At 43.7% G+C, this 12,867-nt stretch carries 14 protein-coding genes; 11 read left to right on the forward strand and 3 right to left on the reverse strand.

Features of this window, described 5'->3' with window-relative positions; translation table 11 throughout:
- The first annotated feature begins 43 nt into the window (after positions 1-43).
- A complete protein-coding gene (locus tag RMZ41_RS16430) occupies positions 44-169 on the forward strand; it encodes a hypothetical protein (RefSeq protein WP_322643666.1) in 126 nt (41 codons plus the stop codon).
- A 127-nt stretch (positions 170-296) separates the two neighbouring features.
- Here RMZ41_RS16430 and pdxH read toward each other — a convergent pair whose 3' ends face one another.
- Positions 297-941, reverse strand: a complete 645-nt coding sequence (gene pdxH / locus RMZ41_RS16435; protein WP_322643665.1) for a pyridoxamine 5'-phosphate oxidase — start codon at positions 939-941, stop codon at positions 297-299.
- 121 nt (positions 942-1,062) lie between these two features.
- Here pdxH and RMZ41_RS16440 point away from each other — a divergent pair, with 121 nt between their 5' ends.
- From RMZ41_RS16440 to RMZ41_RS16450, 3 genes are all read left to right on the forward strand, one after another.
- Positions 1,063-2,148: an AI-2E family transporter gene (locus tag RMZ41_RS16440; protein ID WP_322643664.1), complete on the forward strand. Its 1,086-nt coding sequence runs from the start codon at positions 1,063-1,065 to the stop codon at positions 2,146-2,148.
- 298 nt (positions 2,149-2,446) lie between these two features.
- Positions 2,447-3,277, forward strand: coding sequence for a ScpA family protein (locus tag RMZ41_RS16445; RefSeq protein WP_322643663.1), 831 nt, complete (start codon positions 2,447-2,449; stop codon positions 3,275-3,277).
- A gap of 377 nt (positions 3,278-3,654) precedes the next feature.
- Entirely contained in the window at positions 3,655-3,990 is a 336-nt protein-coding gene (locus tag RMZ41_RS16450; RefSeq protein WP_322643662.1) for a rhodanese-like domain-containing protein, read from the forward strand.
- A gap of 31 nt (positions 3,991-4,021) precedes the next feature.
- On the opposite strand, the gene RMZ41_RS16455 is transcribed toward RMZ41_RS16450, so the two are convergent.
- The gene (locus RMZ41_RS16455; protein WP_322643661.1) at positions 4,022-4,207 is read right to left on the reverse strand and encodes a hypothetical protein; all 186 of its coding nucleotides are present in this window, start codon (positions 4,205-4,207) and stop codon (positions 4,022-4,024) included.
- Positions 4,208-4,278: 71 nt separating this feature from the next.
- On the reverse strand, positions 4,279-5,328 hold the full coding sequence (locus RMZ41_RS16460; protein ID WP_322643660.1) for an adenosine deaminase: 1,050 nt from the start codon (positions 5,326-5,328) through the stop codon (positions 4,279-4,281).
- Between the two features lie 544 nt (positions 5,329-5,872).
- Here RMZ41_RS16460 and RMZ41_RS16465 point away from each other — a divergent pair.
- From RMZ41_RS16465 to RMZ41_RS16495, 7 genes are all read left to right on the forward strand, one after another.
- Positions 5,873-6,088: a hypothetical protein gene (locus RMZ41_RS16465; RefSeq protein ID WP_322643659.1), complete on the forward strand. Its 216-nt coding sequence runs from the start codon at positions 5,873-5,875 to the stop codon at positions 6,086-6,088.
- Positions 6,089-6,468: 380 nt separating this feature from the next.
- Positions 6,469-7,347, forward strand: coding sequence for a TIGR02587 family membrane protein (locus RMZ41_RS16470; protein WP_322643658.1), 879 nt, complete (start codon positions 6,469-6,471; stop codon positions 7,345-7,347).
- Complete coding sequence (locus RMZ41_RS16475; protein ID WP_322643657.1) at positions 7,344-7,742, forward strand: TIGR02588 family protein; 399 nt, start codon at positions 7,344-7,346, stop codon at positions 7,740-7,742. The genes RMZ41_RS16470 and RMZ41_RS16475 overlap by 4 nt, the downstream gene beginning before the upstream one ends.
- Before the next feature lie 406 nt (positions 7,743-8,148).
- Positions 8,149-9,150, forward strand: coding sequence for an ABC transporter substrate-binding protein (locus tag RMZ41_RS16480; protein WP_322643656.1), 1,002 nt, complete (start codon positions 8,149-8,151; stop codon positions 9,148-9,150).
- A gap of 112 nt (positions 9,151-9,262) precedes the next feature.
- Positions 9,263-10,786, forward strand: a complete 1,524-nt coding sequence (locus tag RMZ41_RS16485) for a sugar ABC transporter ATP-binding protein (RefSeq protein WP_322734321.1) — start codon at positions 9,263-9,265, stop codon at positions 10,784-10,786.
- The gene (locus tag RMZ41_RS16490) at positions 10,776-11,723 is read left to right on the forward strand and encodes an ABC transporter permease (RefSeq protein WP_322643654.1); all 948 of its coding nucleotides are present in this window, start codon (positions 10,776-10,778) and stop codon (positions 11,721-11,723) included. The genes RMZ41_RS16485 and RMZ41_RS16490 overlap by 11 nt, the downstream gene beginning before the upstream one ends.
- 191 nt (positions 11,724-11,914) lie before the next feature.
- Positions 11,915-12,694 carry an ABC transporter permease gene (locus RMZ41_RS16495; protein ID WP_409875490.1) on the forward strand — a complete coding sequence of 260 codons (780 nt, stop codon included), beginning with the start codon at positions 11,915-11,917 and terminating at the stop codon, positions 12,692-12,694.
- Positions 12,695-12,867 lie beyond the last annotated feature (173 nt).

The following is a 12,867-nucleotide window of genomic DNA, read 5'->3' on the forward strand; positions in this document are numbered from 1 at the left end:
AGCCGTGTACACGGAAACGGGTACGCACGGATCTAACTGAGAGGTGCGGGAGATAATACTCCCCATCGACTCAACCATTAACGCCAACAGACTCAACGAGGGTGATGCCCGTAGCCAATCTCTATCAGAAGCACGGGCAGCAATTCAAGACGCGATCGCTCAGTGGTAATTTGATACGGGGCATGGGGCATAGGGCATTGGACATTGTAAAAGAGGAGGCAGGAGACAGAAGTTCTTTAATTTTGAATTTTGAATTTTGAATTTTGAATTGATTTCTCCCCTGCTCCCTGCTCCCTTCAAGGTGATAACCGCTCAATTTTCCAAGTGCCATTATCTAAACGGCTATAGAGTAAGCGATCGTGTAAGCGGCTAGAGCGTCCTTGCCAAAACTCAATTTCTGTGGGGATCACTCGTAAGCCTCCCCAATGAGGCGGTCGGGGGATCTCTTGATTTTCATATTTACTGTAGAACTCCTGCAAACGTCGCTCCAAGACTTCTCGACTTTCTATCACCTCACTTTGATTAGATACCCATGCACCCAAGCGACTATTAGGAGGGCGAGTATCAAAATACTGGTCGGATTCAGTTTCGGAAACTTTTTCCACATAGCCACAAATCCGAACTTGACGTTCTAGTTCTGCCCACCAAAAGACTAAAGCCGCTAGAGGATTTTCTGCGAGTTCTTGTCCTTTGCGGCTGTTGTAGTTGGTGAAGAAGGCAAAGCCTCGTTCATCAAAATCTTTCAGTAGCACCATTCTGGCTGAGGGCTTACCGTCTGGTGTAACGGTAGCAAGGGTCATGGCATTGGGTTCGAGGAGTTGCCCTGCTAGAGCCTGATCGAACCATTTTTTAAATTGAATAAAAGGATTGAGGTCTACTTCGAGTTCGCTCAAAGCTTCCAAGGTGTAGTCTTTGCGTAGATCAGCTACGGTTTTGTCCATTTTTATTTACTTCCTGTTATCAGATACGCTTATACATATCTTTGTTAAAAATCTCTATGATGATAATGCCATCAAGAATTTTATAAATTCTCTCAGGAATATTTAAAATAGGTTGCATAATATGCGCCGTTCAGCCTCCCTTCAACGACTGTTAATTTATGGTCTGAGCGGTCCAATTATCGCTCTTAATATCTGGCTACTGTCCGTGCTTTTTCGCTATTTCCAGCATCCCATTACCGTCTTGAGCATTGCGGCAATTTTAGCTTTTTTACTAAATTATCCGGTTAAGTTCTTTGAACGTGCCCGAATCACGCGCACTCAGGCGGTAATTATAGTTTTACTAGCAACGCTTACCCTATTGGGGATTCTAGGCATTACCTTAGTGCCGTTGATCATTGACCAAACAATCCAACTGTTAAATAAGATCCCTGATTGGTTAGGCGCTAGTCAAGCAAACTTAGAGCAATTTGAGATGCTGGCAAAACAACGACGTTTGCCCATTGATCTAAGAGTTGTAACCAGTCAAATCAATGTCAACATTCAGAATCTAGTGCAACAGCTAGCTTCTGGGGCAGTGGGATTTGCTGGAACACTACTATCAGGCTTACTTGACATAGTGTTAGTGATTGTGCTTGCATTTTATATGCTTTTATATGGCGATCGCGTTTGGTATGGTCTAGTCAATCTTTTACCCTCTAATATTGCAGATCCTCTTACCGCATCCTTACGCCTAAATTTTCAGAACTTCTTTCTTAGCCAGTTGTTGCTAGGACTATTCATGATGCTAACCCTCACACCAATTTTCTTGGTAATGAAGGTACCCTTTGCCCTGTTGTTTGCCATATTAATTGGGATTTCAGAACTCATTCCCTTTATCGGGGCATCTCTTGGCATTGGCCTAGTGACAATTTTAGTACTGTTGCAAAATTGGTGGTTAGCAGTTCAAGTTGCCATAGCAGCAATTGTTATGCAGCAGCTTAAAGATAACCTGTTAGCTCCCAGGTTACTCGGTAACTTTATTGGGTTGAATCCCATCTGGATTTTCGTAGCTATTTTGATGGGATTTGAGATTGCTGGACTGTTAGGAACGCTTGTTGCTGTTCCCATTGCTGGTACTATTAAAGGCACTTTCGATGCGATAAAAAGCGGCAAGCCTGGTAATGTTGTCTCAACTGTCACCATTGCTCATGACGCACCTCCAGATTAAGAGAGGAGGGGCAGGGGGGCAGGGAGCAGGGAGCAGGGGAGAAGTTGAGTAAGTCAAGTCTTTCCCCTCTGCCCCTCTGCCCCTCTGCCTCTTTCCCAATGCCCAATTCCCAAATATCAAAAGTTGCACATTCCGATCTCACAATTCACAATAGTGATTGATTATAATTTCAGGGGATACTGCCAGCAGGCAATTCCTGATTAAAAAAAGCACAAGCGAATGTATAAAGTACACGCTTTGCCAATAGTCATTGAATTTACGGTCTTTTTATTCTTATTAATTAACTTAGAACCTGTTGATGGAAGCTTCCGAGCTATTAGAAACAATCACACTCCTGATTTACCAAGCTGAACAGGGACAAATAGACCCTTGGGATGTTCAGGTGATTGAGGTGATTGACCGTTACTTAGAACTGATGGCACCGGAGTCAATAGGAAGAGGCTATGAAGCCGATTTATCTCAATCTGGACAGGCTTTTTTGTCAGCATCAATGCTGGTATTGTTCAAAGCCAATACATTGATGCAATTGTCAACAGTAGGAGATATTCAAGATGGCGTATTAGATGATGCCCTGTTAGAAGGTGAAGACGGAATATCACATCAGGGTCATCGTTTACCATTAGAACGGCAATTGCGCCGTCGTCCATCGGCAATGCCGCCGCCAAAGCGCCGGGTGACTCTGCAAGAGTTAATCAAGCAATTGCAGATTATGGCAAACCAGCTAAAACTAGTAGAAAAAGTCAGCAAACCTATCCGTCCCAGACGCTTGCCCAGCGTTCAAAGTATGCGGGAGGCGCTGGAATTAGCTCACCAGGAAAATCTAACGGAAGTAGCTGGGGAACTTGAACAAGTGTTGAATTTATCGGCAAGGGAGCTAAATTCAGAACAAAATTGGTTGAATCTAGAACAACTTGTAGAGTTGTGGACTCAAACAAAACTTCTTAAGCAAAATGGGTCTGGACATGAGTCTAAACATAGTCATTTAGTTAGCGTTTTCTGGGCGCTACTACTACTTTCGGCTCAATCGAAAGTAGAGCTATTTCAAGAGGAGTTCTACCATGAGATTAAAATTCGGCTAATTACAGATTCGGCTAAGATAAGTAAACCTTTTGAGCAGTTAATGAACTAAAAAAGCCAAAATTGCACCTGCGCTGTGTTGATGGGCGCGGGTAATTCCCTTGTCAATCATTGCATATTCTTTGTCGGCATCATCATGCTTTATCAGTTAGTGCAAACGCTAGATAGTTCAAATGAACTAATAATGACTATTCCCTTAAGAATTTGGGGTATTGTTGATGTATAGCACAAGCTTTGGTGGTTAGGATATCAACAGATGATGAAACTTAGACACAAAAAGACTTTTCACCTAGTTCCCAGTCCCCAGTCCCCAGTCCCCAGTCCCCAGTCCCTTGCTATAATTGCTAATTATTAACTTATTAGACTGAAAACTCAATTACAAGGCGATTTTTGATAAATTGCTTGTGAGGTTATAAGCGGGAAAAGCTTATGAGTAATAATTCAGTTGCTGATGTCCATGATTTAAAGACCCGTTTGCAATGGGGTCAACCAGGTTTTACAATTGTTGATGTGCGCGATCGCCACACCTACAATCACGGTCGGATCAGTGGAGCAATACCTATCCCATTAAACGATTTGGCATCTAAAGCTAAATCTGCTCTACATAAAGAACGCCATATTTATATCTATGGCGACAGTGACGAACATACAACCCAGGCGGCACAACTTCTAAGAGGACAAGGGTTTGCTGAGGTAGCGGAAATCAAAGGTGGCCTTGCAGCTTGGATTTCAATTGGTGGTGCTACAGAAGGTGTTGGTGCTTAAACTTACCCCAGATATCTCAATCTAAGTCTATTTATTCCATCATTGCTGGTTTTTTGTACTGCACATTAGACTTTGAGCAAAAATCAAAATTAGAGAAAAAAGAACCACAAATAAAGGCCAATGCATTATCTGCGTTCATCTGTGGTTTAATCTCTAAAAAATTGATTTTTGCCAGATATTTATTGTGCATTACAGCTTTCTCTAAAGCATCAGACAAATCAGCGATCGCAACACTCAACATTAATTAACATTAAATCACCTTACTTTCTAGTTGCCTCTAGGCGATCGTTAATTACTATCCCTGATTGCTAAAACTTTCGGTAGTTCGGGTTTTAACAAATCGTTCAACAAAGATGCAGGACGTTCACTGTAAGGCCAAGCGAAAGCATGACGGAAAGCTGCATCCTGACAAGCTTGTAGTTGTTTAAAACTGATAATGTCGTAAGTCAAGAGATTTTCATACTCAAATGGTAGACGTACATTATGCAATCCAGCATTATCGGTACAGATAGCAATATCTACCCCAGCATCAAAACAACGATCAAAAACTAATTTGAGTTGACGGATATCCTGCAAAGTACCAGTTTTTATGTAAGTTGTGGGGCAAATCTCTAAACATTGTCCGCGTCTTGCAACATCATTAAGTAACTCTGGATACAGTAGAGGGATTTGGATACCGTGACCGATTCGCATCAGATAGGGTAACAGTTCGGGATAACAACCTGCGGTGGTTTCATATAGATGTCCCGTGGTGTTAACGCCTAGCGATCGCGCATAATCATATAAGCTAATCCATTCTTCTAAGCGTTCGGCATAATAGCTATCACCCCCTGCTACATCCACTGCACAGACATACTCCTTATTTTGCGCCGCCAAATCAATAATCGCCTTGTTTACCTCATAAGGTAAGCGCGTGTGCATACAAAGAATTTGGCTAGTAACAATTGGATGTTCTGGTTGGTGGCTAGCAAGTCCTACTACTTTCACAATTTCCGCCATCTTGTCAATCCTCTGTGATTGATTCAGATGCTCAGGTGTTCGTAAATATGGAGTGTAGCGCAGTTCCAGATAAGCCAAATTTTCAAAAATGTAAGCACCCCGCACCAAGCGATAGATAAAGTAAGGCAAAGTCTCCACAGTTTGCACACTTTCTACCAGGGTGTGTAATTCTAGATACTCATCTAGACTGTTGCGTGGACGAGTATAAAAATCTTCAAATTCTGAATAGTCAGCAAAGCGGGAAATCAACTCCGAAGAATGTCGCTCAAAATATCGCCATAGAACTCGCGGTACGACGGAACCGCCCAGATGTCTATGTAATTCAGCATATAAAGCCATAGTGGTACTTTTAGGTAAAAATTTCAATAATTGTAACAAAAACATAGAAGGAAAAATCTTTACCCAAAAAAATTTAGAGCAAAAGGTTTATACTCTAGTAAAATATGGCGAAAAGTTGCCTACCATTAAAATAAAGACTTAAGCCACAAATCTCAATACTTGTCGGTTAAGGGGAAAAGGGGAAGGGGAAAAGGGAAAGAAAAAACCTTTAACCCAACCCCAGTAACCTTTTCCCCAAACCAAATTCTGAGTTCAAAATGCAAAACCCGAGTAGTATTGCCACAAATCTTGTTAATTGAGATGATAGCTGGATTTATGCCGCGCTGTAACAGCTGCGCTACAAGTATGTTTATTTTCTTCCAGTCCAGCATTTAATAGAATTTTGAGCATAAATCAACTTGACATTATTTAGATGAAATTGATAGCGTTTAAAACGCTTACTTTTTGTGTTATACTAAAATGAATATTTAAATTGTTTAGCAAGTGAAATATAGTAATGTATTTTTCTTTAGCTAAACAAAATCTTGGGCGAGGTTGATATTAAGTGAAAATTCAAGCGTTAGATGTCAAGGCTGGCGATCGCATTATTGCTTACTGCAATAACAAAATGCAAACCTGCAAGGTAAAACGCATCTTAGACCCTGGTCAGGCTAATATCACACTATCAGTATTCACCTCTGAGAATTATCGCGGTTGCTCAGTTTCATCTATAGTCCGCTTCCAATCCAACGCCTTAGTTGATTTGGTAAATGAAAATTAAGGCAGCATTAAATTTCAAAAATATCTCTAGCAATTGTACAGCTGAAGCTGAATTTAATTTTTGTTAAAAGTGCGGTTGCAAATAGCAATCTGTGAAAATTTATATGATTGCAATCCCCGACTTCTTCAATAAGTTGGGGATTTAACTTTTATGAAAGATTTAGAACTACTATATGCATTTTCATAGAAAATTAATATTAGGAGTTACGCAAAGAATAGCCAAAAAGAAAAATTTTCTTAGGGGAATTCATATAGACGCAAACGGCTACTCTACGAAAACATCAAAGGCGAACCCGCAGAGTATTATCCCTACTGTGTGTAATTTTGCTTAAGTCCTAAGTATAAATCAAAGCAAATTTTCAACAAAAGGAAAGTAAAGGAGTGGCAACAAAACGTAAAAAGAATATATGGAAAAGTGAGATTAATGATATCATTCGCGGTGCTTGTGGAGGCTTTTTATTTGGCATACCTTTACTGTACACAATGGAGGTTTGGTGGATTGGATCGCTAGTAAAACCACAACTGATGATGATAGCGATCGCATTAATGTTTATTGGGGTTTACTTGCTCAATCAGACAGAAGGCTTTCGCAAACGCAGATATAGCTGGCTAGATCCTCAAGCTGCAATGGATACCGTAGAAGCGATCGCGATCGGACTAGCTTGCTCTACCTTTGTGTTGCTACTATTGCGAGAATTGACGCTAGAAACTTCCCTAAAAGAATCTTTAGGGAAAATCATCTTTGAAAGTGTACCATTTGCTCTTGGTGTAGCATTAGCCAACCAATTGTTGGGAGATAGTAGAAATAGCAATAGAGAAGGACAAAAAGCGGACAGCACAACCAGCAACAAAAACGATGAGTTAAACGCCACCTTTGCCGATGTGGGTGGAACCCTGATTGGTGCAACCATAATTGCCTTTAACATCGCTCCAACAGATGAAATTACCATGCTTGCAGCCGCAGCCTCACCATCTTGGGAGTTAGCAATGATCGCCACATCCTTACTGATTTCTTATGGCATTGTATTTCAGGCAGGCTTTTCAGACCAGCAAAAGCGAAGACAGCAAAAAGGAATTTTCCAACGACCATCGAGCGAAACCATCATGTCCTACTTAGTATCACTAATAGCAAGCGCTTTTATGCTGTGGTTCTTTCAAAAATTAACTTTTAGCGACCCTTGGACAATGTGGTTAGATCATACATTGATGCTAGGCTTGCCTGCAACAATTGGCGGTGCAGCCGGAAGGTTAGCAATATGACTCAAACAGAACAAAAACCAAAGCGCTCAATAGCTGAGTGGGTGACATTCAGCATTTCCTCACTAATTTTAGCAATCATTGTTGGTCTGGTTGGCTACACTTGGCTGAACGAAAAGAATCAACCTCCCATCCTTTCTGTCTCCAAAAAACAAACAATTCAAGAAATTGATGGACAATTTTATGTTCCCTTTGAAGTTGTGAATAGTGGAGGAGATACAGCTGAGTCAGTTCAGATTATGGCTGAGTTACTAATTAACGGCAAAGTTACAGAAACAGGAGAGCAACAAATCGACTTTTTATCTAGTGGAGAAACTGAAGAAGGAGCATTTATATTCAGCCAAAATCCGCGTCAAGGTCAGTTAAATCTGCGTGTGGGTAGTTATAAATTGCCATAGAGAAGATTTATTAGGACTTACGCAAAATCATGACAAAACGAACCGCAAAGGACACAAAGGAATAAGAGTTTCGGAGAGTTATTGCGTAAGTCCTGTTTATTTAAAACTGATGATTTCACTTGTTTACTACTTGCTTGTTACGAAAAGTGAAAAAATAGAGATAGTGTAGAAATTTAATTCTACTTTTATTAAGCTAATATGTAACCTACACATCAAACTAACTTAATATAAAAGGTTTGGATTCTACTATAAATTTGAAATAGCAGACTCAACAATAAGAAGATAGATGTATTTTTACGGCTTGTTTTTGCCTACTATTGAGGTAAATTTTCAATATACTTAAAGAATCAGATTTAATAATATTGGTTTTCACCATTTCGAGGATTAAAAATATTCTTTTGAGTTGATGAAAAATGAAGCCTGTTTCGGATACTCAATTATCCGAGTTTATATGTCAAGGTTTTTAGTATTTAGAGTCTACGTTGCGATTACCGTCGCGGCTTTCTCGCTAGCTGGTTGCGTGCGTGAGAAAACGAAAAACATTGTCGGATTTTCGCAAACCGAGAACATCGGGCCGTGGCGCGTCGCTGAAACGAATAGTATCAAAGCTGAAGCCGCCAAACGTAAGGAAACTTACGACTTTTTGATGACGGACGCACAAGGGCAGACATCAAAGCAGTTCTCTGACATTGAGGATTTGATCGCCCGCCAAGTTGATGCCATATTCCTCGTACCACGTGAGTATGAAGGTCTTACGCCGGCTTTGGAAGCTGCGAGAGCAGCAAAAATTCCGGTGTTTCTCATCGATCGTGAAGCGGCGGGAAGACCAGGCGAGGACTTCGTTAGCTTTTTAGGGTCGGATTTCATCGCCCAAGGTCGCCGTGTGGGTGAATGGCTGGCCAAAGCAACTGATGGTAAGGCATCTATTGTGGAACTTACGGGAACAGCAGGTTCATCGGTTGCAATTGAGCGGGCTAAGGGATTTCGCAATGCGATCGCTGATTATCCCAATATGAAGATTATCGCCTCGCAGACGGCGGATTTTTCCCGGGCTGCGGCCCAGCGCGTAATGGAAAACATTATCCAAGCCAAGGGTGCTGAGATTACCGCAGTGTATGCTCACAACGACGAAATGGCATTGGGTGCAATCCAAGCTATTAAGTCCGCAGGTATGAAGCCTGGTAAGGATGTAATTATCGGTTCAATTGATGGTCAAAAATCTGCACTTGAGGCGATTATCCGCCGTGAGTTGGGTGTGAGTGTCGAGTCAAACCCACGTTTTGGCCGGCTTGTTTTTACCACAATGGAAAAGTATTTTGCAGGTGCAAAAATTCCACCGCGAATTATTCTTAAGGACAGACTTTTTGACGCAACAAATGCTAAGGATTTTGTGAATGAAGCATATTAATTCATAATTACGAGAGTCTTACAGAATCTAGGTTTTCAAGTTTGAATCTCTTGCAAAATTCTCAAGAATTGGTATAAAGCCGATGAATCAGAGTACTCGAACTGTCCTCCGCATGACGGAAATTAAGAAAAGTTTTTCCGGTGTGCCAGCGCTGTGGGGCGTTGATTTTGAACTCAAGGCAGGTGAAATTCATGCGCTGGTTGGTGAGAACGGTGCTGGTAAATCGACGCTAATCAAGATTATGACGGGAGCATATCGACGGGACTCAGGCGTTATAGAGTACGAAGATAAGCGCGTTGCATTTCAGAACCCGACAGAAGCACAGGCAGTAGGAATTGTAGCTGTTTACCAAGAGATTCAGCTTGTGGGTTTCCGAACCGTTGCCGAGAATATTTTTCTCGGTAGGGAGCCGCATCGCTTTGGCATCATTGATAGACGGCGCATGAACGCTACGGCAACCGAGATTTTGGAGCGCTTGGGGTTGGATATCGATCCGCGATCGCTTGTGAGTTCGCTCAATATTGCACATCGTCAAATGGTGGCGATCGCCCGTGCTATATCTTTTGGGGCGCGGGTGCTGATTCTCGATGAACCGACGAGTTCCCTAACGGAAACTGAGGTTGCTGTTTTGTTTAACGTTATGCGTCGTCTGAAGTCAGAAGGGACAGCCATCGTCTACGTCAGCCACCGTTTTGAAGAACTTTACGCCGTGTGCGATCGCGTGACGGTTCTACGTGATGGGCGTAACATCGTGACGCAGCCGTTAAACACCCTCAATCGTCTGGATCTCGTCTGTTATATGTTGGGTCGCCAGCCGGATGAGGTAAGCAAAGGAGTCACAGCGTTTACAGAGCGATCGCAAAACGCGGCAGGTCAACCAGTGCTGTTGCAAGCCCAAGCCCTGAAATATCAAAACCGACTCGCTGGTGTCTCAATTGAAGTCCGGCATGGTGAAATCGTTGGGCTGGCGGGTTTGCTCGGTTCTGGTCGTAGCGAAACGGCGCGCGCTGTATTTGGCGCTGAACCACTCGACGCTGGAACTGTAAAACTCGAAGGTAATCTTCTCGAAGTGCATAGTCCCCATGATACCATCAACGCGGGAATGGCTTTCCTCTCAGAAGACCGCAAGGCAGATGGGATCATTCCTGAACTTTCGGTGCGCGAAAACCTCACACTCGCTGCCCTACCGTCTCTGACGCGATGGGGTATCGTTGACAAAAAACGACAAGGCGAACTCGTCAACCGTTTCATGCAGCGTCTTGGTATCAAAGCTGCCAGCGCCGAGCAGAAGATTCACGAACTCTCGGGGGGTAATCAGCAGAAGGTTCTTCTGGCGCGATGGCTGTGCAAAAATACGAAACTGCTTCTCCTCGATGAACCGACCCGTGGTATTGACGTTGGGGCAAAGAGTGAGATTCAGCGACTAATTGCTGAACTTGCAGAGCAAGGGCTGGGAGTGCTGATGATTTCCTCGGAAGTGGAAGAACTCGTTGAAGGCTCACAGCGTGTCGTGGTTCTGCGTGATGGGCGGTCAGTTGCAGAACTCAGTGGCGAGCAGAAGAACATCAAAGAAATTCTGCACGCTATGGCGGAAGGTGCAGATTCCAAGAAAGAGCAAGACGCAAATGAATATTAAGAAGCTCGGTTTATCTTGGGGAACTCTGTGGAACCCAAACTTCGGCGCACCTGCGGCGCTCCTAATTCTTTATGTTGCAAACGCCCTGTTTACTCCGCGTTTTGCTACCTTTAGCAACACCTTAAATATGTTGCTCCAGGTATCTACAACGATGATCGTTGCCGTTGGAATGACGTTTGTCATTGCCTCACGGGGTATTGACCTCACGGTTGGTTCTACTATGGCATTGGTTTCAATTATTGTGGCATTGCTGATTAAGTATGGGATGGCGATCGCTCTTTTAGCTGCTTTCGGAAGCGCCCTGTTGATTGGCATTCTCAACAGCTTTCTCATCACAGGACTGAAACTTGAGCCTTTAATTACCACCTTGGCGGCTTTGATTGTGTGGCGGGGAATTGCTCAGGTGATCGGGGACGGTGAAATTGTTCCCTTTGCTCATGCTACCTTTGAAGCCTTGGGTAAGGGTTATATCGGCCCGATCCCGATTCCGGTTGTGATTGCAGGAGTTGTGATTGCAGCCGCGTTCTTCTGTATCCGCTCTACAATTTTTGGGCGTTACATCGTTGCAGTTGGCGGCAATGAACAGGCAGCAAGGCTGGCGGGTATCCGTGCAGAGCGTGTAAAATCCATTGTTTATATAATTAGCGCTCTATTGGCTGGGTTGGCTGGGCTAATCGAGACAGCAAGGTTGGCGATGGGCGATCCGAGCAAGATTGGTGTCAACGCCGAATTCGATGCGATCGCGGCTGTTGTTGTTGGCGGTACGCCCTTCTCTGGTGGTCGTGCAAATGTGCTGGGAACTGTTGTCGGAGCCTTAATTATGCAGGTAATTTCTACCAGTTTCAATATGCTGTTGATTCCCTTCACCTGGTCATTAGTTTTGAAATCTGTAATTATTCTTTTCGCTGTTGTTCTACAGCGCCCAAGGGAGGTCTAACAAGAATGGCTGCCACCAGGATTGCCCTTATCGGTACGCGCGTGGCGAGACTACTTACCTCGCAAGGTGCGCTACTGTTGCTTTTTTGTTTAGCTTTGTTTGCATCCTTGCGTTATGAAACCTTTCTGACACCGCTTAACCTGATGAACATTATGCGACAGAACAGTATGCTGGCGATCGTGGCGCTGGGCATGACTGTTGTGATTTTGAGCGGAGGAATCGATTTATCTGTAGGTGGGCTGGTGGCTTTAGGCGGTGTCGTTGCTGCCATGCTAGCGGGACAAGGAAGCCTTATAGCGATCGTCGGCGGTATTGCCAGCACCACTTTACTTGGTCTAGTCAACGGTCTTCTCGTGTCCCGCGCCAGAATCCAGCCGTTTGTTGTCACGTTATTTACCGCAAGTGCGGCGCGGGGACTGGCGTTGAGCATCACCGGGGAGAGGTCGATTGCCGTATCATCGACAGTATCAGGACTTGTTTGGCTAGGTAGGGGATTCATTGGCCCGGTTCCTGTCCCGGTGCTTTTAGTTGTGCTGTTATATTTTGCAGCTTGGTTTATGCTGCACAGGAGTTTATTAGGCTTGCACATATTCGCTGTTGGTGACAACGAAGAGTCCTCCCGACTCATGGGTGTGAGTCCAGATCGGGTAAAACTTGCGGTTTATACAATTAGCGGTCTGCTTTCCGGACTGGCGGGTGTAATTCTCGCAGGTCGTCTAGGGGCAGGCCAGCCTGTGGCCGCCTTTGGCTGGGAAACCGATGCGATCGCTGCGGCGGTCATGGGAGGAACGTTTCTTGGTGGGGGACAGGGGAGCGTGTTTCCGACGCTTGCTGGTGTGCTTTTGCTCGGAATGATGTACAACCTGCTGAATCTTGAGGGGACTATTACCCCCTGGTGGCAGCTTGTCCTTCGGGGCGGTTTCCTGCTTCTGGTTGTCATTTTCCAGCAGCGCATCGTACAGAGGGCTTAAGTGATATTGAGGATGAAATTCAAACTGATATTTATCAAGTCCCTTTGCTTCACAAAGAATTCGCCCAGGATCTCAATGTAGTGATTGTGTTTAAAATCAATCTTATTGATAAGTAAGTAGGCGTAATTAAATATAAGATTAAACCTCACCTTCAATCCCTCTCAGATACTTTG

It is taken from the genome of Nostoc sp. DedVER02 (genome assembly GCF_034530675.2).
Taxonomy (GTDB): Bacteria; Cyanobacteriota; Cyanobacteriia; order Cyanobacteriales; family Nostocaceae; genus Nostoc.

Coding starts and splice junctions, on each gene's coding strand:
- pdxH (WP_322643665.1), bottom strand. CDS start 941: ATGGACAAAACCGTAGCTGATCTACGCAAAGACTACACCTTGGAAGCT.
- RMZ41_RS16440 (WP_322643664.1), top strand. CDS start 1,063: ATGCGCCGTTCAGCCTCCCTTCAACGACTGTTAATTTATGGTCTGAGC.
- RMZ41_RS16445 (WP_322643663.1), top strand. CDS start 2,447: ATGGAAGCTTCCGAGCTATTAGAAACAATCACACTCCTGATTTACCAA.
- RMZ41_RS16450 (WP_322643662.1), top strand. CDS start 3,655: ATGAGTAATAATTCAGTTGCTGATGTCCATGATTTAAAGACCCGTTTG.
- RMZ41_RS16460 (WP_322643660.1), bottom strand. CDS start 5,328: ATGGCTTTATATGCTGAATTACATAGACATCTGGGCGGTTCCGTCGTA.
- RMZ41_RS16475 (WP_322643657.1), top strand. CDS start 7,344: ATGACTCAAACAGAACAAAAACCAAAGCGCTCAATAGCTGAGTGGGTG.
- RMZ41_RS16480 (WP_322643656.1), top strand. CDS start 8,149: ATGAAAAATGAAGCCTGTTTCGGATACTCAATTATCCGAGTTTATATG.
- RMZ41_RS16485 (WP_322734321.1), top strand. CDS start 9,263: ATGACGGAAATTAAGAAAAGTTTTTCCGGTGTGCCAGCGCTGTGGGGC.
- RMZ41_RS16490 (WP_322643654.1), top strand. CDS start 10,776: ATGAATATTAAGAAGCTCGGTTTATCTTGGGGAACTCTGTGGAACCCA.
- RMZ41_RS16495 (WP_409875490.1), top strand. CDS start 11,915: ATGACTGTTGTGATTTTGAGCGGAGGAATCGATTTATCTGTAGGTGGG.